The sequence below is a fragment of the Rubrobacter calidifluminis genome, assembly GCF_028617075.1.
Taxonomy (GTDB): domain Bacteria; phylum Actinomycetota; class Rubrobacteria; order Rubrobacterales; family Rubrobacteraceae; genus Rubrobacter_E; species Rubrobacter_E calidifluminis.
This window is the reverse complement of the sequence record NZ_JAQKGV010000003.1, coordinates 1-20644: the sequence shown is the minus strand read 5'-3', so window position 1 is coordinate 20644 and position 20644 is coordinate 1. Positions and strand designations below refer to the sequence as shown.

Sequence of the window (20644 nt, the reverse complement as noted above, 5' to 3'; positions counted from 1 at the left end):
GAGGTGGAGGATGAAGGAAGCGGTCATCGTCTCCGGGGCGCGCACGGCGGTCGGCCGGGCGCCGCGGGGGACGCTCAGGGAGATGCACCCGGTCGATCTCGCGGCCGCGCCGATACGCGCGGCCGTGGACCGGGCGGAGGGGCTCGACCCGCAGGAGATAGAGGACGTGATCTACGGCTGCGCGATGCCCGAGGGGACGCAGGGGTACAACATCGCGCGGCTCGCGGCGATGCGCGCCGGCCTGCCGGAGAGCGTGCCGGCGCAGACCGTCAACCGCTTCTGCTCCTCGGGGCTGCAGACCATCGCGATCGCGGCCGAGAGGATCATGGTCGGACATGCCACGACGATCGTCGCGGGCGGGGTCGAGCACATGTCCTCGACGCTGGAGATGCCGAACTTCGCCCCCAACCCGGCGCTGGTCGAGACGAACCCGGCCGTCTACATGGGGATGGGCCTCACCGCCGAGCAGGTCGCCAGGGAGTTCGGCGTCTCCCGGGAGGATCAGGACGAGTTCGCCCTCAGGAGCCACACGCTCGCCGCGAAGGCCGTCGACTCCGGGCTCTTCGACGAGGAGATCGTACCGCTCGAGGTCTCCTTCGGCTGGGTCGACGACGACGGGGAGGTGCGCCACCACAAGACGACCTTCAGGCGTGACGAGGGGCCGCGCCGGGACACCTCCGCCGAGGCGCTCGCGAAGCTGAAGCCCGTCTTCCAGCAGGGCGGGACCGTCACGGCCGGGAACTCCTCGCAGCGGAGCGATGGCGCGGCGGCGGTCGTCGTCATGGAGCGGGAGGAGGCCGAGCGGCGGGGCCTCGAGCCCCTGGCGCGCTTCCTCGGGTTCGCTGTCGGCGGGGTGAGGCCCGAGGTGATGGGCGTAGGCCCCACGGTCGCGATCCCGAAGGTATTGAAACAGGTCGGGCTCTCGCTCGATCAGATAGACCTCATCGAGTTCAACGAGGCCTTCGCGGCGCAGGCGCTCGCCGTCATCCGGGAGGTCGGCCTGGATCTGGAGAAGACCAACGTCAACGGCGGGGCGATAGCGCTCGGCCACCCGATGGGTGCGACCGGCACCAAGCTCACCATCCAGCTCATCCACGAGATGAGGCGGCGGGGCTCACGCTACGGGATGGTCACGATGTGCATCGGCGGCGGGATGGGCGCCGCAGGTATCTTCGAGAACCTGCAGAGCTAGCCCGCCTCCCAGGCACGCCCCGGCGGGGAGGGAGCCACCCTCCCCGCTTTTTATGCCCTTCTGCACCCTGGGAGACCCCTCGATGGCCTCCGGAGTCGCGACGGGAGCCGGGGTCATCTAAAATGCCTGCAGGCGGCTTGAATTGTTGCCGCAAAGCATGTGATGAGGCATGGGAGGGGGATGCCCCTACCATGGAGCTTGACGATCAGGAGTTTTGGTGGATCACAGCGGGCTGGGAGCGGCGGGGCATGGTTCGCACGTGCCTGATGCTGCGGATGTTTTAATCGTCTTCTCCCCTGAAGGGGAGATAATCTCCCTGAGCCGGTCGGCCCGGGATCTGCTCGGCTGGAGGCTGGAAGAGGTCGTAGGACGGGATCTGAGCGGGTTTTTCGCCCCCGGGGATTCGGAGGTCCTGCGCCGGGTGGTCGAAGATCCCGAGAGGTGGGAGGGGGTCCGCCGGAAGGTCCGGCTGCGGCATGCGGACGGCTCCTGGCGGGATTTCGAGGCTCTGACGGACATCCTGCGCGGTGAGGCCGGGGAGGTGAGCGTAGCGCTGCGCTGTACTGCAGGGAGCCTGGAGCGTGCTCTCAGGAAGAGCGAGGCGCTCACCAGCACCCTGCTCGGTACCACGCCCAATGCCGTGATCGTGGCCGATGAAGCCGGCGTGATCCGCCGTTTCAACCGGGCTGCGGAGGGTATCTTCGGTTACGAGGCCGCGGAGGTCGTGGGGCGGCCCCTCGAGGTACTCATGCCCGAACGCTTCCGCGAGGCGCACAGGAGGGGCTTCGAGCGCTATCTGAAGACCAGAGAGCCGCGCATGGTCGGCAAGGGTACCTTCGAGCTCGCCGGGTTGCGCAGGGGCGGTGAGGAGTTCCCGATGAGCCTCACCCTCGGGGTGGCCGACGACGGCGAGGAGCTCACCTTCACGGGCATCGTGAGGGACATCACCGGGCGCAAGCGTGTCGAGGCCATGATCTACGAGGGGAAGGCGCGCTTCCGGGGGGCGTTCGAGAACGCCTCCAGCGGGATGGCCATAGTCGGGCTGGACAACCGCTATCTCAGCGTCAACCGGGCTTTCTGCCAGATGCTCGGGTATGAGGAGGAGGAGATCGTCGGCAGGAAGTCCTTCGAGTTCACCCACCCAGACGACCTGGAGGAGAGCCGGCGGCGTGCCCGCAGTATGCTGGAGGAAGGCGGGCCGGAGCGGGTGCTCCTCGAGAAACGCTACGTCCGCAAGGACGGTGGGGTGGTCTGGGCGATCTCGGACGCCGCGCTCGTGCGCGGCGAGGACGGGGAGCCGATGTACTTCGTCACCCAGTTTCACGACGTGACCGCCCGGAAGCGGATGGAAGAGGAGCTTCGCGAGAGCGAGCGCCGTCTGAGGGAGGCAGAGCACCGCTACCGCACGCTCGTGGAGCAGATCCCGGCGGTCACCTACATAGACCGCGACCAGGAGGTGCGCTCCTCCGCCAACATCGCCGAGTATACGAGCCCGCAGATACAGGAGCTTACGGGCTACACCCTCGAGGAATGGCTCGACCCGAACAGGGACCTCTGGCGGGAGAGCCTGCATCCTGAGGACCGGGAGCGGGTGCTCGCCGCCGACGACCACTCGAAGAGGACCGGTGAGCCATTCAGCGAGGAGTACCGACTCGTCGCAAGGGACGGGTCGGTGGTCTGGGTCCTGGACAAGGCGGCGCGGCTTGAGGACGACGGCAGGGGCGGTCGTCTCTGGCAGGGCATCCTGCTCGACATAACCGATCGCAAGCGGGCCGAGGAGGCTCTCCGGGAGAGCGAGCAGCGCTTCCGGGCCGTCGTCGAGGGGATGGGGGAGGGCCTCCTCATCACCGACACCGAAGACGTGGTCCTCTACACCAACCCGCGCCTCTCCGAGCTGAGCGGCTATGAACAGGAGGAGATCATCGGCCGCAAAGCCTACGAACTCCTGTTCGACCCCGGGCAGGATGAGGTCATGCTCCGGCGCAATCGCCAGCGGATGCGGGGGATGTCCGAGCGCTACGAGATGAGGCTGCGGCGCAGGGATGGCTCTTACGTGTGGGTCGAGGTGAGCGCCAGCCCTTACCGCGACCCCTCCGGTAAGATCGTCGGCATGCTCGGAGTGGTCAAGGACATCAGCGACCGCCGGAGGCTCGAACAGCGCCTGAGGTACCAGGCATTCCACGACTCGCTGACCGGTTTGCCCAACCGGACGCTGTTCACCGAGCGTCTCTCGCAGGCCATCTCGCGGACCAGGAGCACGGGAGAAAGCGTCGCGGTGCTCTTCGTGGATTTCGACGAGTTCAAGCTCATAAACGACGCTCTGGGCCACGACTGGGGGGATCGGGCTCTCAGGATAATAGCCTGGCGGCTGCAGGCGAAGGTGAGGGAGCGCGACCTGGTGGCCAGAGTCGGCGGCGACGAGTTCGCCGTGCTCCTGGAGGGGGCGGGTGAGCTGGAGGCCCGCACCATAGCGCAGCGCGTCCAGCGCGGCTTTGCGGAACCGATAACGCTCGGCGGCCGCCGCTGGCAGATCACGCTGAGCATCGGGATAGCGGTGGGCGGGGGGAAGGACGACCCGCGGGAGCTTCTGCGGCGGGCCGACCTGGCGATGTATCAGGCGAAATCCCGGGGCAAAGGCGGATATGAGCTCTTCGAGGATGGGCTCGAAGAGGACGGTATGAAGCGGATCGAGATGGAGCGCAGGTTGTGGTGGGCGCTCGAGCGGGGAGAGTTCACGTTCCGTTACAGGCCGGTAGTCGACCTCAAGGACGGGCGGGCGAGCGGATTGTACATGGTGCTCTGCTGGGAACACCCGCGCGAGGGGCTTGTCGAGCCTCGCGGCTTCCTGCAGCTCGCCGAAGAGAGCGGCATCATCGGAGAGCTGGGGCACAGGGTGCTGGCGGAGATCCGGCGCCTCACCGGCCGCTGGGGCGGGAGCGACCGGGTACCGGATTTCCACCTCAGCTTCCCGGCGCGGTTTCTGCGGCAGAGCAGGCTCGTCCGGGAGGCCCTGGATCTCCTGCGTGTCCTGCGCTCCCGGCTCGTGCTGGAGGTGGGAGGTGCAGCGGCGCTCCATTCAGAACCCGAGACCCTCGAAGCGCTCGGGCGGCTGCGCGACGGCGGCGCAACGTTCTCGGCGGATGGTTTTGACTTCTGCGCCCCTTCCTCGCTCTCTCCTGACCAGTTGAAGGTGGGCGGGGTGTTGCTCGGGGAGGGTGACGGCGTGAGGGAGAGGATGCTCTCCTCGATCGTGGAGGTGGCCCACATGCTCGGCATCCGGGTTCTGGCCGAGGGAGTGGACGACGCGCAGATCTTCGGGTTGTTGCGCGGGGTCGGGTGCGACCTCGCCCGCGGCGACTACTTCGCCGGCCTGCTCTCCGAGAGGGAGGCAGAGAAGCTCCTGCGCTCGGATCCCCGCTGGTGAGGGACTACCGCGTGGCGGGCTCCACCACCGCGGACATCGAGCCTTTGCAGCGCGGGATGCGCGGGTCGGGGCCGAAACTCTGGATCTGATCCCGCCTCAGCTCCGCCTGCTCGAGGTTCGTCGTCGCCACCACGACCCGCCCGGCGGTATCGACCTTTCTGGCGAGCTCGTACCCCTTTTGCGGCGGGTAGCCGAAGATGGCTCCGAGCATCGTGATCACGTACTCGTAGCTGTGCTCGTCGTCATCCAGCAGGACCACGTTGTACGGGGGCATCCCGCGGGTCTTGCTCTGCTCCTTCTCTGCCGGTTTCGTGGTCGCATCCGTCATCGCGCACCATGCTTTGCGTGGTTTACGACTCCAGCGACGTATCTTAATGCCCTTCAGGCGCTCTGGCCAGGGGCGTCCGTGCAGGGCTGGCTCTAGCGGCCCTTCCACTCCGGACGGCGCTTCTGAAGGAAGGCGCACATACCCTCCTGGGCGTCCTCGAAGGTGGCGTTGAAGGACATCACCTCCTTCGTGTAGGCGTAGGCCTGCCCGGTTGGCATCTCGAGCTGCCGGTAGAACGCCTGCTTGCCGAGCCCCACGACGAGCGGGCTCGCCTCGATGATCCTCTCCGCCAGCGCGCGGGTCTCCTCCTCGAGCCTCTCCGCCGGGACGACCCTGCTCACGAGCCCGGCTTCTCTCGCCTCCTCGGCCGGGACGAAATCTCCCGTGAGCAGCATCTCCATCGCCTTCTTCTGCCCTACGGAGCGGGAGAGCGCGACCATCGGGGTCGAGCAGAAGAGCCCTATCTTCACCCCCGGGGTGGCGAAGCGGGCCTCCTCGGAGGCGACGACCAGGTCGCAGGTCGCGACGAGCTGGCAGCCGGCGGCGGTCGCGGTCGCGTGTACCCGGGCCACGACCGGCTGGGGGATGGAGCGGATCGTCATCATCAGCTCGGTGCAGACTTCGAAGATGCGCCGGTAGTCTTCCGGGGTGCGTCCGATCATCTCTGAGAGGTCGTGACCGGAGCAGAACGCCGGGCCGTTGGCCGCGAGGATGACGATCTGCGCCTCGCGCTCCTCGCCTATCCTGCGGAAGCAGTCGGTGAGCTCGCGCATGTGCGCCATGGAGAGGGCGTTGCGCTTCTCGGGGCGGTTCATCGTGACGAGGGCGATGTCTCCCTCGCGCTCGTACAGGATGTTCTCGTAGGTCCTCTCGCCGAGCATCTCTCTGCCTCCTCTAGTTGACGAGCTTCTCCCTGCCGGCCCACTCCTTCTCGCGCAGGACGAACTTCTGCACCTTGCCGGTGGACGTCTTCGGCAGCTCCTCGACGAACTCGACCTTCGCGGGAGCCTTGAAGCGGGCGATACGCCCCCGGCAGTGCTCGATGATCTCCTCTTGTGTGGCCTCTCTGCCTTTCTTGAGCGTCACGAACGCCTTCGGTCGCTCGCCCCACTTCTCGTCCGGGATCGCGACGACCGCGCACTCGAGCACGGCCGGGTGGCTCACGACGGCCTGCTCGACCTCGATCGTCGAGATGTTCTCGCCGCCGGAGATGATCACATCCTTGCTCCTGTCCCTTATCTCGACGTAGCCGTCCGGGTGCCACACCGCCACGTCCCCGGAGTGGAACCACCCGCCCCGGAAGGCTTCTCCGGTGGCCGCCGCGTCCCTGAAGTAGCCTTTCATGACCATGTTGCCGCGCATCACGACCTCGCCCATCGTCTCCCCGTCGCGCGGGACGTCGTTCATCTTCTCGTCGACGACCCGCACCTCCTCGGAGGTCACGTATCCCTGCCCCTGACGGGCGACGAGACGGGCCCGCTCTTCGGTGGTGAGATCTTCCCACCCATCCTGCCGTACGCACGCCGTGATCGGACCGTAGGTCTCGGTGAGGCCGTAGACGTGCAGCGGCTGGATGTTGATGTTCTCCAGGCTCTCTATGAGGGTCGGAGAGGGCGGGGCTCCCGCGACGACCGTCCGGACCGGCTTATCGAGGCGGTGGGCCTTCTCGTGGTTGGCTATCCCTATCTGGACGGTCGGCGCGCCGCAGTAGTGGGTTATCCCCTCCTCGTCGAAGAGGTCCCAGATCTTCTCGGGGTCGACCCTCCGCAGGCACACGTGGATGCCTCCCGCCGCCGTGACGGCCCAGGGAAAGGTCCAGCCGTTGCAGTGGAACATCGGGAGCGTCCAGAGGTAGCGGGTATCGTAGCCCATCCCGGCTTCGATGACGTTCCCCAGAGCACACAGGTACGCCCCGCGGTGGGTGTACATCACTCCCTTGGGCCTCCCGGTGGTACCGGAGGTGTAGTTTATGGAGATCGTCTCTTCCTCGTCCTCCAGCACCGGCTGCAGGGGCTCCGGCGAGCCCGCCGAGAGGTACTCCTCGTAGGGGTCCTCTGGCCCTCCGGTGTCCTCGATGCGGACCTTCCCGATCCCCGGCGCTCCTTCCAGTAGCCCCTCCAGCTCCGCGTCGTAGAAGACGACCCTCGCTCCCGAGTGTTCCAGGATGTAGCCGACCTCACCCTTGGAGAGGCGGGTGTTTATCGCGACCAGCACGCACCCCGAGAGCGGCACGGCGAAATGCGCCTCGAGCAGCGCGGGGATGTTCGGGCACAGGAAGGCGACCCGGTCGCCCCTGGAGAGCTCCCGGCGCAGCCGGGAGGCGAGCCTGTCTACCCTCTCCCCGAACTCGCGGTAGGTGTACCGGCGCTCTCCGTGCACCACGGCGGTCTTCTCCGGGAACAGGGCGGCGCTCCTCCTGAGGAAGCTCACCGGGGTGAGCTCGCTGCGGTAGACCTTCTCCTGAGGCATGAACGTTTCCTTTCCCCAACTCTTCTCGGCTCACAGTATATGCTCGCCCGAATTCATCCGCACTCCGCGGATCTCTATCTCGTGGGTTATCTTGTCCTGGTGTGCGTTACCGGAGGAAAGGGTGAGGTCTTGAGAGAAGAGGACGAGCGCCAGCTCGGGAGGCTGCACCGCCGCGCGGGGGAACTTCGCCGCTGGCACAACGCGAGGGAGCGGGACATCGAGGTCTGGCGTTTTTCTACCGGGAACGGCAGGATCGAGAAGGTGAGCCTCGGGGATTTCTGGCCGGAGGTCGCGCTTCCGGTAAGCCTCTCGGCCGAGGTGGAGGTGCCGCTGGAGTGGGCCGGGGAGCCGGTCGAGGTCGAGCTGTGGCTCGGGGGAGAGGGGTTCGTGCGGCTCTCGACCGGCGCGAGCGGTGGCCTGAACCCGTACCACACGAGCTTCCGGGTGACCGATGAAGCTCGCGGCGGAGAGAGGATAGAGATCGAGGCCGAGGTCGTCCCGCACGGTGTCTGGGGCGAGATGGTCCCGGAGCCCAGGATCGAACGCGCCGCGCTCGTGGTGCCCGAGAGGGAGGTGCGGGGCCTCGAGCGGGACCTCTGGGTCTTGCTGGAAGCGGCGAGGCAGCTCGGGGAGCACGACGCGGTGCCGCTGCTTCTGGACGCGGCGGAGGAGGCGTTCGCCTCTCTCGCCGGGAGCTGGCCCACGGCGACAGACGTCTTCCTTCCGCGCCACCTCAGGAGGTACTCCTCTGCCGGGGAGAGGCTCCCGTGGAGCCTGCCAGAGGATCCAGGGAGGATCACCCCGCTCTCGCCGGAGGCGCGGCAGGCCGTACGCCGGGCGCGGAGGCTCCTGGCGAAGAGGATCGAAGAGATCGAGGCCGGGTACCCGCCGGCCGGGCGCCTGGCGCTGACGGGACACGCTCACCTGGACCTGGCCTGGCTCTGGCCGGTGGCGGAGGCGCGGCGCAAGGGGCGCCGGACGTTCGCGAGCGTCCTCTCGCTGATGGATCGCTACCCGGAGTTCACCTTCAACCAGTCCTCGGCGCAGCTCTACGCCTGGATAGAGGAGGACGACCCCGAGCTCTTCGAGCGGGTCAGGGAGCGGGTCGCGGAGGGACGCTGGGAGCCGGTCGGCGGCTCGTGGGTGGAGAACGACTGCCAGATACCGGGCGGCGAGTCGATGGTGCGCCAGCTCCTCTACGGGCAGCGCTACTTCGAGGAGAGGTTCGGCGTGCGCTCGAAGGTGGCCTGGCTCCCCGATGCCTTCGGGTTTTCCCCCGCGCTGCCCCAGATCCTTAAAGGTGCCGGCATCGAGGGCTTCTTCACCTACAAGCTCAACTGGAACGAGGCCGATCGCTTCCCGCACGACCTCTTCCTCTGGGAAGGGCTCGACGGAACGACGGTCCTCGCCCACCACTTCGACAATCCCGGCCAGGACTACAACGGGAACGTCACCCCGCACGATCTGCTCGGGACCTGGCGCAACTTCCGGGGCAAGCGGTACCATCCGGAGAGCCTCTTCTCGTTCGGATGGGGCGACGGCGGCGGGGGGCCGAGCGAGGAGATGCTCGAGAACTACGCCCGCCTGAAGGAATTCCCCGCCCTTCCACGCCTGAGGATGACCCGCGTGGAGGATTTCTTCGCCTCGCTGCCGCGCGAGGGGCTCCCGAGATGGGTCGGGGAGCTCTACCTGGAGCTGCACCGGGGGACGCTCACCACGCAGGGTCGGATCAAGAAGCTCAACCGCGAGGCCGAGCACCGGCTCGTGGAGGCCGAGGCTCTGCGCGCCGTGGCACACGCGCTGGGGCGGGAGAAGTACCCCGCGCGAGAGCTGGAGCGGGCCTGGAAGACCCTCCTGCTCAACCAGTTCCACGACATCCTGCCGGGTTCTTCGATCCACGAGGTCTACGATGAGGCCGTGCCGCAGCTCGAGGGGGTGGTGACGGCCGCAAAGGAGGTACGCGACGATGCGCTCGGCGGTCCGGCGGGGGACGGGACCTCGAGGGTCGTGAACGCCTCGGTGTGGCCCCGTCCTCTCTCGGTCGTGGTCCCGGATCTCGACGAGGGCGTCGAGCTGGAAGGGGAGCCCCTGCCCACCCAGCGGGTGGAGGAGGGGGTGCTGGTCTGCGACCCGGAGCGGCTCGTGCCGCCGCTCGGATGGGTCACGCTGCGCCGCGGCGGGGCGGGTTCTCGAAAGCCCTCTACGACCGTCCGGGCCTCGGAGGAGGACGGGCGGTTCGTGCTCGAGAACGAGATCATCCGGGCCGAGGTAGGGACAGACGGCACGCTCTGGCGGGTCTTCGACCGAAAGGTAGGGCGGGAGGTGCTCGACGGGCGGGGCAACCAGCTCTGGGCCTACACCGACGAGCCGCGCGAGTGGGAGGCGTGGGACGTAGACGAGGACTACGGACGCGAGGGGGAGGAGGTCGGCGGGGTCGAGGGGATCGAGGTCGTCGAGGAGGGGCCCCTGCGGGGTTCGGTGTGGGTGCGGCGCCGCTTCCGGAGCTCACGCGTCGCGCAGACCTACCGGCTCCTCGCGGGATCGCGGCGTCTCGACGTCGTGACGGAGGTCGAGTGGCACGAGCGGCGGGTGCTGCTGCGCTCGCTCTTCCCGTTGAGGGTCCGCAGCCACGAGGCGACCTTCGAGACGATGTTCGGCGCGCACCACCGTCCGACCCACCGCAACACCTCGTGGGACGAGGCGCGCTTCGAGGTCCCGGCGCACCGCTTCGCGGACCTCTCCGAGCCAGGCTACGGGGTGGCGCTGCTCAACGACGGGCGCTACGGCCACAGCGCCGAGGGTAACGTGCTCGGGATCAGCCTGCTGCGCGGCCCCGTGTTCCCCGACCCGCTCGCGGACGAGGGCCGCCACCGCTTCACCTTCTCTCTCCTGCCGCACCGGGGAGATTGGACGGAGTCCGGGGTGGTGCGGGAGGCGCTCTGGCTCAACAGCCCTTCTTTCGTCGTCTCCGGTGGTGGGGGGTTGCCGGATGCTTTCTCGTTTTGCGGCGTCGAGGGCGTGGAGCTCGCCCTGGGGAGCCTGAAGCTCGCCGGGGACGGGGAGGGGCTGATCTTGAGGCTCTACGAGCCGCACGGGGCGAGGGGGGAGTGCGCTCTGCGCTTCGGGGTCCCGGTCGAGAGGGTGCGGCGGGCGAACCTGCTCGAGGAGCCCGGGGAGGAGCTGGATGTGAGAGGGGATGCGGTGCGCTTCTCTGTCCGGCCTTTCGAGGTGGTGACGCTGCGCATCGGGCTGTCGAAGGAGTAAGATACCCCGCGGACCACGCGAGGGAAGGGGTTTTCAGGATGGAGTACCGGAGGCTCGGCAGGCTCGGCAGGATGAACTCGGTCCTCATCTACGGGGGAGCGGCGCTCTCACGCGTCGACCCCGACGAGGCGGACCGTTCGATCGCGCTCGCCCTCGAGTCCGGGGTGAACCACTTCGACACCGCCCCCGACTACGGCGACTCGGAGCTCCACTACGGACGCTGGATGCCCGAGATCCGCGACCGCATCTTCCTCTCCACCAAGATCGAGGCCCGCGACCGCGACGGGGCCTGGCGCGACATCCACGCCTCGCTCGACCGGCTGCGGACGGACAGGATAGACCTGATCCAGCTGCACGCCGTGGGCGACCCGGAGGATCTCGACCGGGTCACCGGTTCGGGAGGGGCGCTCGAGGCCGCGGTGGAGGCACGCGAGCAGGGGATCGTCGGTGCGATCGGCATCACCGGTCACGGCAACGGTGCCCCGGCGACCCACCGGGAGGCGCTCAGGCGGTTCCCGTTCGAGACGGTGCTCACACCCTGGAACTACATCCTGTCCACCGACGAATCCTTCCGCCACGACTTCGAGGCGCTCGTGTCCGAGGCGAGGCGGCAGGACGCCGCCCTGATGACGATAAAGACGATCTCCCGCCGCAACTGGCGGAGCGACCATCCGCTCGAAGGCCAGCGTTACTCGACCTGGTACGAACCCTTCGACGAGCAGTGCCACGTGGACGCGGCCGTCTCCTGGTCTCTCTCGCACGAGGAGATCGCGGGTATAGCGATGGTCGGGGACGTGCGGCTCGTACCGAAGATGATAGCCGCCGAGCGCAACCGAATGAGTCGGATGGACGCCGAGGACGTCCTTCTGCGGGCCCCGGACTACTCCTCGCCGTTCATCGAGATGCCGATCTAGGAGTTCTGGAGGTGGTTTTGGAGAAACGTGCTTTCGGCAGGACCGGTATGCAGATAACCCCCATAGGCTTCGGGAGCTGGGCCATCGGCGGGAGCGGCTGGCGCGGGGCATGGGGGCAGCAGGATGACAGGGAGGCTATCGGGGCGATAAGGCGCGCCGTCGAGCTGGGTATAAACTGGATCGACACCGCCGCCGTCTACGGCCTCGGCCACTCCGAAGAGCTCGTCGCCCGCGCCCTCGAGGACATCCCCGAGTCCGAGAGGCCATATGTCTTCACCAAGTGCGAGCGGCGCTGGGACGAGAGGGGCAACGTCTACGGCAGCCTGAAGAAGAACTCCATAAAGCGGGAGTGCGAGGACAGCCTGAGGCGTCTCGGGGTGGACGCGATCGACCTCTACCAGATCCACTGGCCCGAGCCCGAAGAGGACATCGAGGAGGGCTGGGAGGCGATGGCCGGGCTGAAGGAGGAGGGCAAGGTCCTCCACATCGGGGTCTCGAACTTCGACGTCTCCCAGATGGAGCGCTGCCAGAAGATAGCCCCCATCGAGACGTTGCAGCCGCCCTACTCGATCATCCGCCGCGGGATAGAGGATGAGATCCTGCCGTACTGTCGCGATCACGGCATCGGCGTGATCGTCTACTCGCCGATGGCGAGCGGTCTCCTCTCGGGCCGAATGACCCGCGAGCGCGTCGAGAACATGCCCGACGACGACTGGCGCAAGCACGCCCCCGATTTCAACGAACCGCGCCTCTCGCGCAACCTGGCGCTGGTGGAACTGCTGCGCGAGATCGGCGCAGACCATGGGGGGTACTCTCCGGCCGAGGTCGCCATCGCCTGGACGCTGCGCCACCCGGCGGTCACGGCGGCCATCGTCGGCGGACGCCGCCCGGAGCAGGTCGACGGCGTGGTCGGCGCGGCGGACCTCACGCTGACGGACGGGGACCTCTCCCGCATAGAGTCTTTCCTGGAGGAGAACCCTTGAGCGGCGCCCTGCGGCCGCGCGAGCTGGGTCGGACGGGCCTGCGCGTCACCCCTCTCTGTTACGGCTGCGCTCCTTTAGGGAGCATGCCCGAGACCTTCGGATACGGTGTACCCGAAGAGCAGGCGCTCGCCACGCTGCGCGAGATCTTCCGCGGCCCCGTCAACTTCATCGACACCGCGGCCTCCTACGGCGACGGGGAGAGCGAGCGGCGCATCGGGCTCGCCCTGAAGGAGCTCGGTGGTCTCCCGGAGGGCTTCGTCCTCTCGACCAAGGCCGACCGCGACCTCTCCACGGGGGAGTTCTCGGGCGAGCAGATGCGACGTTCCGTCGAGCGCAGCCTCAGCCTCCTCGGCCTGAACAGGCTGCAGATCGTCCACCTCCACGACCCCGAGCACACCACCTTCGAGGAGGCGATGGCGAAAGGAGGGCCGGTCGAGACCCTCATGAAACTCAAGGACGAAGGCGTAATAGAGCACCTCGGCGTCGCCGGAGGGCCGGTGGATATGATGATCCGCTACGTGGAGACCGGTTGCTTCGAGCTGGCCATAACCCACAACCGCTACACGCTCCTCGACCAGAGCGCGGCTCCTCTGCTGGACGTGGCGGCCTCGCATGGGGTGGCCGTCCTCAACGCGGCGCCCTACGGCGGGGGTATCCTCGCCCGCGGCCCGGAGGAATACCCCCGCTACGCCTACTCCGAAGCCCCGCCACAGCTGCTCGAGCGCGCCCGGCGCATCGCCGAAGTGTGCCGCGAGGCTGGCGTGCCGCTCGCCGCGGCAGCCCTCCAGTTCTCCCTGCGCGAGAGCCGCATCGCCTCGACCATCGTCGGCGTGAGCAGCCCCGAACACGTCAGGGCCACCCTTGAGCTCGTCTCCACCCCCATCCCCGATGCCCTCTGGTCCGAGATCGATGTCGCTCTGGACGTCTGAGTCTCACACCTGTTCACACAAAAAACAACTCAAATGATGTTGATATGCGGCAGGGTGAGGCGTATATTGAAGCGGTAGCATCATCTGTGGGGAGAGAAGGGGGATGATGGTGGAGATTACGAGACGGCGCATGACGCGCAGGGACTTTCTCGGGCTCTCCGGGGCCGGGCTTGCGGGGGTGGCCCTGACCGGGACGATCGGGCCGGTTGCGAGGGCGAAACCTGCTGCCGGTGCGAAGGTCACCTGGGACCGCTACTCGCTCCGGATAGGCGGCAGGCGGGTGTATATATGGTCCGGGGAATTTCACTACTGGCGGCTTCCGAGCCCTGATCTCTGGCGGGACGTGCTCGAGAAGATGAAGGCTGCCGGGTTCAACGCTGCCTCGATCTACTTCCACTGGGGCTACCACTCGCCGAAGCGAGGTGTCTACGACTTCAGCGGCGTGAGGGACGTTGAGAAGCTTCTGAGGATCACCGAGGAGGTCGGGATCTGGGTAATAGCCCGTCCGGGGCCTTACATAAACGCCGAGACGGACTCCGGGGGTTTCCCTGGTTGGCTCACGACCATAGCGGGGCGCGCCAGGAGCACCGCTCCCGATTACACCGCGGCGTATAAGGAGTGGCTCGGGCACATAGACCCGATTCTTGCGCGGCATCAGATCACCCGTGGCGGGAGCATCATCCTCTACCAGATAGAGAACGAGTTCTACGACGGTTCGGACGAGGGCCGCAGCTACATGCAGCAGATCGAGGACAAGGTCCGCGCCGACGGCATCGAGGTCCCGCTGAGCGGCAACCACAACGCCACTTTCTCCTCCGGGAAAGGGGCCGTGGACATCCCCGGGTACGACTCCTACCCGCAGGGGTTCGACGCCTCCAACCCCGAGCACTGGAACCAGGTCCCGGACTACAGTGGGGTGCGGGCGACGCTTCCGGGGACGCCGCTCTACTTCGCCGAGTTTCAGGGAGGCTCGTTCGATCCCTGGGGAGGCGCCGGATATGATAAGTGCCGCGAGCTCACCAACGCCAGCTTCGAGAAGGTCTTCTACAAGGCCAACATAGCCTCCGGGGCGACGCTGCAGAGTTTCTACATGACCTACGGCGGGACGAGCTGGGGCTGGCTGCCGTTCCCCGGCGTCTACTCCTCCTACGACTACGGAGCCGCGATCGACGAAGCCCGTCGGCTCACCGGCAAGTACGAAGAGCAGAAGAGGCTCGGTTACATGGTGCAGTCGGTGGAGCCGTTGCGGCGGACGGAGTACTTCAAACCACCGGCGCCGGAGAACCCCTCGCTCAGGCTCGACGGGAGGATCGATCCCGCGAGCAAGACCCAGTTCTACGTTCTGCGTCACGCCGACGGAACCTCCACCGCCCGGGATACCACACACATCTCCATAAACCTCGCGGCCCACGCTGGCTACACCTACGACGACATGGATTCCGCCATTGATTACCATGGCAGCTGGACCCACGCCTCGAACCAGAGCTGGACATCCGGTGACTACCAGGACACCGAGACCTACAGCGACACCACGGGGGATTATGCAGAGGTCTCGTTCAGCGGCACGGGGGTGCGTTGGATCTCCTCGAAGGATCAGAACCACGGTATCGCGAACGTCTACCTCGACGGTGAGCTCGCCGCCACGGTAGACACCTACGCCACCTCCAAGCTCTACCAGGAGGTGCTCTTCGAGAAGAGCGGGCTCCCTTCCGGGGAGCACACCCTGAGGATCGAGGTGACCGGCAGGAAGAACCCTGCCTCGAACGGCTCCTACGTGGTAATCGACGCGATAGACATTCCCCCGGCGACCTCCGGTGCCCGTTACTACCCGAAGGTTCCGCAGGAGCCGGGGACCACGATAACGGTGAACGGGCGGGATTCCAAGCTCTTCGTCATAAACTACCGCTTCGGGACGCACCACCTCGTCTACTCCACCTCTGAGTTGATGACCCACGCCAGCATCGGTCCGCGGGACGTTCTTCTCCTCTACGGGCGCAGGGGCGAGGACGGGGAGACCGTGCTGCGTCACCCCGGAGGACGCCAGCGCGTGCGGGTCATCTCGGGCTCGGTGCGCACGCGCCATGATCCCGCGAGCGGCGACCTCCGCCTCGACTACACCCACGAGGGGCTCATCAGGGTGCTGCTGGAAGGTAGAGGACGGCCGCTCTTCCTGCTCATCGCCACCGACGAGGAAGCCGGCCGCTTCTGGTGTCAGGAGACCCGGCGCGGGACCGTACTGGTGCGCGGACCCTACCTGGTGCGCTCCGCGGAGGTCTCGGGCGGCATCCTAAAGTTGCGTGGTGATACGGACCGAAGGAGCAAGATCGAGGTCTTCTGCACTCCGGGTATACGCCGGCTGAGCTGGAACGGGGAGATCATTCCGGTCCACCGCAGCCCCTCTGGTACCCTCACGGCATGGGTGCAGGGGCCATCGCGGACCGACCTGCCCGGCCTCTCGCGCTGGCGCTTCAGATACGAGACTTTCGAGAAATCCCCGGACTTCGACGATTCGGGGTGGGGCAAGGCGGACCACACCACGACCAACAACCCCAACAAACCCGCCACCCTGCCGGTACTCTACGAGGACGACTATGGCTTCCACCACGGCGACGTGTGGTTCAGGGGTCGCTTCACCGCGACCGGGAGCGAGACCGGCATCACCCTGGATGGGGAGGGGGGTGACCACGGTCTCTACGCCGTCTGGCTCAACGGGACCTTCCTCGGGAGCCACGGGAGCGGTACGAACACCTTCCGGTTCCCCGACGGCGTCCTGCGGCCGGGTCGGGAGAACGTGCTCGCCGTGCTGCTCGAGAACATGGGCCACGATGAAGACTATTCCGCCCGCGACGAGTACAAGGCACCCCGAGGTCTGCGTGAAGCTCGCCTCGAGGGCTCCGGTGCCAGCCTCACCTGGCGTATACAGGGAAACCGCGGCGGGGAGGACATCAGAGATGGGGTGCGCGGGCCGTTCAACAACGGCGGCCTGTACGGTGAGAGAAATGGCTGGCATCTTCCCGGCTATCCGGACGGGAGCTGGAGGGAGGTTTCCCTGCCGCACCGCTTCGGGGAGCCCGGCGTCGCGTGGTACAGGACGGTCTTCCGGCTCGACCTCCCGGAGGGAGAGGACGTGCCGGTCGGCCTGCGCTTCGAAGACGACCCCTCAATACCTTACCGGGTGCTGGTGTTCCTCAACGGATGGCTCGTCGGGCGCTACGTGAACGATCTCGGGCCCCAGCGACTCTTCTACCTGCCGGAGGGACTGCTCGACCCGCGCGGGTACAACACGCTCGCGCTGGCGGTCTGGAACCCGGATGCTTCCGGCGGGGGGCTCGGAGAAGTGCGCCTCGAGCCCTACGGTTCCTACCGGGGTGGCGTGCCGGTGCGGCCGGTGCAAAGCCCGCGTTACGGGTAGCGGAGCATGACCTGCCACCGACCTGCTAACCTCATGACGACCGGCAGAGCAGGATGAGATCGGAAAGGATGCGCTTGCGCTACAGAGAGCTTGGAAAGACCGGAATGCGGGTCTCGGAGGTGAGCCTCGGGACCTGGGCCTTCGGGGGAGACTGGGGGGAGGTGGACGACGAGGAGTCCTACGCCACCCTCAACCGCGCGGTGGACCTCGGGGTGAACTTCTTCGACACCGCCGACGTCTACGGCGACGGCAGGAGTGAGCGGCTTCTGGGCAGGCTCCTCGCGGAGCGCGAGGAGGAGATCTTCGTCGCCACCAAGGCCGGGCGGCGCCTCGACCCACACACCGCCGGAGGCTACACCTACGACAACCTCGCCCGCTTCGCCGAGCGCAGCCTGAAGAACCTGGGGGTCGAGGCCCTCGATCTGCTGCAGCTGCACTGCCCGCCGACCGCCGTATACACCCAGGACGAGACCTTCGAGGCGCTCGATCGCCTGGTGGAGCAGGGAATGGTGAAGAACTATGGGGTGAGCGTCGAGAAGGTCGAGGAAGCCAGGCTCGCCCTCGACTACCCTGGCGTGAAGACCGTCCAGATCATCTTCAACATCTTCCGCCAGAAGCCGGCCGGGGAGTTCTTCCCGCTCGCTTCCGGACGGAACGTCGGTGTGATCGTGCGCGTGCCGCTCGCGAGCGGGCTCCTCTCCGGCAAGATGCGCCCGGACAGGGAGTTCTCCCCGGACGACCACCGCAACTTCAACCGCGAGGGGCAGGCCTTCGACCGCGGAGAGACCTTCTCCGGGGTGGACTTCCAGACCGGGCTCGCCGCCGCCGAGGAGCTCAAAGGGCTCGTGCCCGAGGGATACACCCTGGCCCAGCTCGCGCTGCGCTGGATCCTGATGCACCCCGAGGTCTCCTGCGCCATCCCGGGTGCCAAACGCCCGGACCAGCTCGAGGAGAACCTCGCCGCTTCGGAGATGCCGCCGCTCTCCATCGAGGAGATGGACCGCATCCGCGAGGTCTACGACCGCAGCATCCGGCCGCAGGTACACCACCTCTGGTAGTCTGCGTCTCTGTTTAGCCGCCGCACCCTGCGGGTAACGCTCTCTCTGGTAGATCGGGCGAACCCGGAAGGAGAGCTGATAAGGGTGGCAGGAGAGCTTCGGGGCAAAAAGGTCGCGATACTGCTCGCGCCCAAGGGTACCGAGCAGGTCGAGTTCACCGAGCCCAAGAGGGCACTAGAGGAGGCCGGGGCTTCCGTCGACGTCGTCGGGGTCGAGACCGGAGACGTTCAGACGATGAACCACGACACCGAGCCCGGAGATACCTTCACGGTCGAGAAGGCGTTCTCCGAGGTCTCCGCCGAGGACTACGACGGTCTCGTCGTCCCCGGCGGCTGCGTCGGCGCCGACCAGCTGCGCGCAAACGAGGAGGCGGTCGGCTTCGTGCGGTCGTTCTTCGAGCAGGGCAAGCCGGTCGGTGTGATCTGCCACGGTCCCTGGACCCTGGTCGAGGCCGACGTGGTGCGTGGCAGGAGGCTGACCTCCTACTGGAGTATCAAGACGGACATCCGCAACGCCGGGGGCGAGTGGGTCGACGAGGAGGTCGTCACCGACGGCGGGCTCGTGACCAGCCGCCATCCGGGTGATCTCGAGGCCTTCTGCTCCAAGGTCATCGAGGAGTTCGCCGAGGGACGGCACGAGGCTCAGACGCGGAGCGTTTGAGGGCCGAAAAGCCGGTGAGAGCTGGAGGGGCTTCCATCCGGGAGCCCCTCCAGCTCTGCTACGAAGAAGCTCCGGGGAGCCGGTCCACCTTGGCGGCGAAGATGAAGTCGCTCTCGGTCAGCCCGTCGATCTTGTGCGTGAAGACGGTGAGCTCCACCCGGCCCCAGCCGAAGTTTATGTCCGGGTGATGCCCCTGCTCCTCGGCCAGCTCTCCGACACGGTTGACGAACTCGAGCGCCTGCCGGAAATCCTCGAAGCGGAACTCCCGGCGCAGGTGGTGCTCATCTACCACCTCCCATTCCGGGACCTGCCGGGCCAGCTCCTCGAGCTCCCTGCCTTTGAGCGGTGGGGTCCCGCCCTTGCAGGGCACGCACGTCCTGCTCGCCAGGTCGGACATCTCAACACCTCCTCTTCTGCCTGTGTTCTCGATCTGATTCTTACCGAATTCTTCAAAAGGGAAACTAGAATGGCGGCGATGGATTCCGAATGTGAGAGGCTGTCGGAGGGCCGTTGAGAGTCCTCGGAGAAGACGCGCTCGTCGTATTCGTCTCGGACTGTCACATAGGCGGGGACCCCGGGTGCGACGGGTTCGAGGCCGCGGAGGAACTCACCCAGCTCGTCGAGGACATCTCCACCCACGAGGGGCCGGTCGAGCTGGTCCTCGCGGGGGATTTCCTTGATCTGCTGCTGGTCGGAGAACCAGTCGGAGGCGGAGATCGCGCCGGGTTTGTGCTCGGGCGTCCCGAGTACGAGCGTCTCTTTGAGGCGCTGCGCCGTTTCTCCCGGTCCAGGGCCCGGCACCTCGTCTACCTGCCTGGCAACCACGACGCCGAGGTGTGGTGGAACGAGAAGGCCCGCGGCAGCCTCGAAGAGGGGATCGGGGTGGACGAGTTCGCGCTCTCCTACCTAGTGGGGCTGCGGGGGAGGGACGGGGAGCGGTATACGGTCTACTGCGAGCACGGGGATCAGTTCGACCCCCCGAACCGCGTGGACGACTACTCTTCACCGTTGAGCACCCCGCTCGGCTTCCACATCGTACGGGATTTCGAGCGCCGGATCGTGCCCCTCGGCAGGATCTCACGCAACCTCGACCTCTCGGAGATGCGGGACGTCCGTCCGCTCTCGGCGATCCCGCAGTGGATGTCGAGCAAGTACTTCTACAACGTGCTGGGGAGCATAACCGGGAAGCTCATGCTTCCCTTCATGCTCCTCTACCTCTTCTACCGGGCCGCAGCGTTCTTCTCCACGGTCTCGGACGATGCGCCCCGGATCTTCTACAAAGCCTACCTGCTGGTTCCCAGGGTGGATGCGGCCATAAAGGATGTCGTCTTCTTCGTCAGCATAACGCTTCTCCTGTTCGCCGCGCTGGTGCTGTTGCTCGGGCGCACGCTGCGCCGGTTCGTCTCGGCGATGCACGAGGTGAATACGGACTCGGGCGTCGGGCCGTCCCAGGAGCAGCGGATAGACGAGCTCGTCGTCCAGGGCCGACGCCCTCCGATGCTCGACCGCGACGTCCCGCACATCGATGCTTTCGTCTCCGGTCATACCCACACGCCCGATCTGAGGGTGCTCGACCGGCACGATGGACGACGGACGATCGTCGCGAACAGCGGCTGCTGGCTGCGCTGGCTCACCCCGATTCGGGCCTGGCTGAAGGGGCCGCCGGTCTTCGTTCCCACCTTCATGCTCACCCACGTGAGGGTCTTCGTGCGGGGGACCAGGCTCAGGGTGGAGCTCTGGCAGCATCCCAAGCCCACCGCCCTGCAGCTCACCCGGCTGGAGCGGCTGGCCACCTTCGGCAAGAGGCCCCGCCAGCCCGCTCCGGGGGCGAAACCGCGTCTGCTCGGGGCCGCCGAGACTTTCGCCGACGTCGGAGCGGTGGGGAGGGGGTTTGGCGAAGGGTAGAGAGACCGGGCCGGGCGGCTCTCCCGCCGGGCGCGTCCTCATCCTCACGGCCGCCGTGGGGAGCGGGCACGTTGTGGCCGGGGAGGCGCTCGGGGAGGAGCTCGGG

Annotated in this window: 14 protein-coding genes; 10 read left to right on the top strand and 4 right to left on the bottom strand. The window is 67.0% G+C overall.

The window, feature by feature from the left end; genetic code table 11:
* The first annotated feature begins 10 nt into the window (after positions 1 to 10).
* Both PJB24_RS03110 and PJB24_RS03105 read left to right on the top strand, forming a co-directional pair.
* The gene (locus PJB24_RS03110; RefSeq protein ID WP_273842596.1) at positions 11 to 1192 is read left to right on the top strand and encodes a thiolase family protein; all 1182 of its coding nucleotides are present in this window, start codon (positions 11 to 13) and stop codon (positions 1190 to 1192) included.
* Between the two features lie 217 nt (positions 1193 to 1409).
* Positions 1410 to 4616, top strand: a complete 3207-nt coding sequence (locus PJB24_RS03105; protein WP_273842594.1) for a PAS domain S-box protein — start codon at positions 1410 to 1412, stop codon at positions 4614 to 4616.
* 4 nt (positions 4617 to 4620) lie between these two features.
* Here PJB24_RS03105 and PJB24_RS03100 read toward each other — a convergent pair whose 3' ends face one another.
* The 3 genes from PJB24_RS03100 to PJB24_RS03090 form a co-directional block, all read right to left on the bottom strand.
* A complete protein-coding gene (locus PJB24_RS03100; protein WP_273842592.1) occupies positions 4621 to 4944 on the bottom strand; it encodes an ATP-dependent Clp protease adaptor ClpS in 324 nt (107 codons plus the stop codon).
* A gap of 92 nt (positions 4945 to 5036) precedes the next feature.
* Positions 5037 to 5825 (bottom strand): enoyl-CoA hydratase, encoded by a 789-nt coding sequence (locus PJB24_RS03095; protein ID WP_273842590.1) that lies wholly within the window; start codon positions 5823 to 5825, stop codon positions 5037 to 5039.
* A gap of 13 nt (positions 5826 to 5838) precedes the next feature.
* Positions 5839 to 7413: an acyl--CoA ligase family protein gene (locus PJB24_RS03090; RefSeq protein WP_273842588.1), complete on the bottom strand. Its 1575-nt coding sequence runs from the start codon at positions 7411 to 7413 to the stop codon at positions 5839 to 5841.
* A gap of 129 nt (positions 7414 to 7542) precedes the next feature.
* Between PJB24_RS03090 and PJB24_RS03085 the strand changes: the two genes are divergently transcribed.
* The 7 genes from PJB24_RS03085 to PJB24_RS03055 all read left to right on the top strand — a co-directional run bounded on the left by PJB24_RS03085 (position 7543) and on the right by PJB24_RS03055 (position 18633).
* On the top strand, positions 7543 to 10677 hold the full coding sequence (locus PJB24_RS03085; protein ID WP_273842586.1) for an alpha-mannosidase: 3135 nt from the start codon (positions 7543 to 7545) through the stop codon (positions 10675 to 10677).
* A gap of 38 nt (positions 10678 to 10715) precedes the next feature.
* Complete coding sequence (locus PJB24_RS03080) at positions 10716 to 11591, top strand: aldo/keto reductase (protein WP_273842583.1); 876 nt, start codon at positions 10716 to 10718, stop codon at positions 11589 to 11591.
* Between the two features lie 17 nt (positions 11592 to 11608).
* Positions 11609 to 12574 carry an aldo/keto reductase gene (locus PJB24_RS03075; RefSeq protein WP_273842582.1) on the top strand — a complete coding sequence of 322 codons (966 nt, stop codon included), beginning with the start codon at positions 11609 to 11611 and terminating at the stop codon, positions 12572 to 12574.
* Positions 12571 to 13503 carry an aldo/keto reductase gene (locus PJB24_RS03070; protein ID WP_273842580.1) on the top strand — a complete coding sequence of 311 codons (933 nt, stop codon included), beginning with the start codon at positions 12571 to 12573 and terminating at the stop codon, positions 13501 to 13503. The genes PJB24_RS03075 and PJB24_RS03070 overlap by 4 nt, the downstream gene beginning before the upstream one ends.
* 106 nt (positions 13504 to 13609) lie before the next feature.
* Positions 13610 to 16915, top strand: coding sequence for a beta-galactosidase (locus tag PJB24_RS03065; RefSeq protein WP_273842577.1), 3306 nt, complete (start codon positions 13610 to 13612; stop codon positions 16913 to 16915).
* Positions 16916 to 16989: 74 nt separating this feature from the next.
* The gene (locus tag PJB24_RS03060; protein ID WP_420541881.1) at positions 16990 to 17973 is read left to right on the top strand and encodes an aldo/keto reductase; all 984 of its coding nucleotides are present in this window, start codon (positions 16990 to 16992) and stop codon (positions 17971 to 17973) included.
* A gap of 84 nt (positions 17974 to 18057) precedes the next feature.
* Positions 18058 to 18633 (top strand): type 1 glutamine amidotransferase domain-containing protein, encoded by a 576-nt coding sequence (locus PJB24_RS03055; protein ID WP_273842574.1) that lies wholly within the window; start codon positions 18058 to 18060, stop codon positions 18631 to 18633.
* A 58-nt stretch (positions 18634 to 18691) separates the two neighbouring features.
* Here PJB24_RS03055 and PJB24_RS03050 read toward each other — a convergent pair whose 3' ends face one another.
* Positions 18692 to 19030: a 4a-hydroxytetrahydrobiopterin dehydratase gene (locus tag PJB24_RS03050; protein ID WP_273842573.1), complete on the bottom strand. Its 339-nt coding sequence runs from the start codon at positions 19028 to 19030 to the stop codon at positions 18692 to 18694.
* A gap of 113 nt (positions 19031 to 19143) precedes the next feature.
* Between PJB24_RS03050 and PJB24_RS03045 the strand changes: the two genes are divergently transcribed.
* The gene (locus tag PJB24_RS03045) at positions 19144 to 20538 is read left to right on the top strand and encodes a metallophosphoesterase (RefSeq protein WP_273842571.1); all 1395 of its coding nucleotides are present in this window, start codon (positions 19144 to 19146) and stop codon (positions 20536 to 20538) included.
* Positions 20539 to 20644 lie beyond the last annotated feature (106 nt).

Bases quoted from the DNA above. Each gene is read 5' to 3' on its own strand.
- PJB24_RS03065 (WP_273842577.1), top strand. From the start codon at position 13,610: ATGGTGGAGATTACGAGACGGCGCATGACGCGCAGGGACTTTCTCGGG.
- PJB24_RS03080 (WP_273842583.1), top strand. From the start codon at position 10,716: ATGGAGTACCGGAGGCTCGGCAGGCTCGGCAGGATGAACTCGGTCCTC.
- PJB24_RS03095 (WP_273842590.1), bottom strand. From the start codon at position 5,825: ATGCTCGGCGAGAGGACCTACGAGAACATCCTGTACGAGCGCGAGGGA.
- PJB24_RS03050 (WP_273842573.1), bottom strand. From the start codon at position 19,030: ATGTCCGACCTGGCGAGCAGGACGTGCGTGCCCTGCAAGGGCGGGACC.
- PJB24_RS03110 (WP_273842596.1), top strand. From the start codon at position 11: ATGAAGGAAGCGGTCATCGTCTCCGGGGCGCGCACGGCGGTCGGCCGG.
- PJB24_RS03090 (WP_273842588.1), bottom strand. From the start codon at position 7,413: ATGCCTCAGGAGAAGGTCTACCGCAGCGAGCTCACCCCGGTGAGCTTC.
- PJB24_RS03100 (WP_273842592.1), bottom strand. From the start codon at position 4,944: ATGACGGATGCGACCACGAAACCGGCAGAGAAGGAGCAGAGCAAGACC.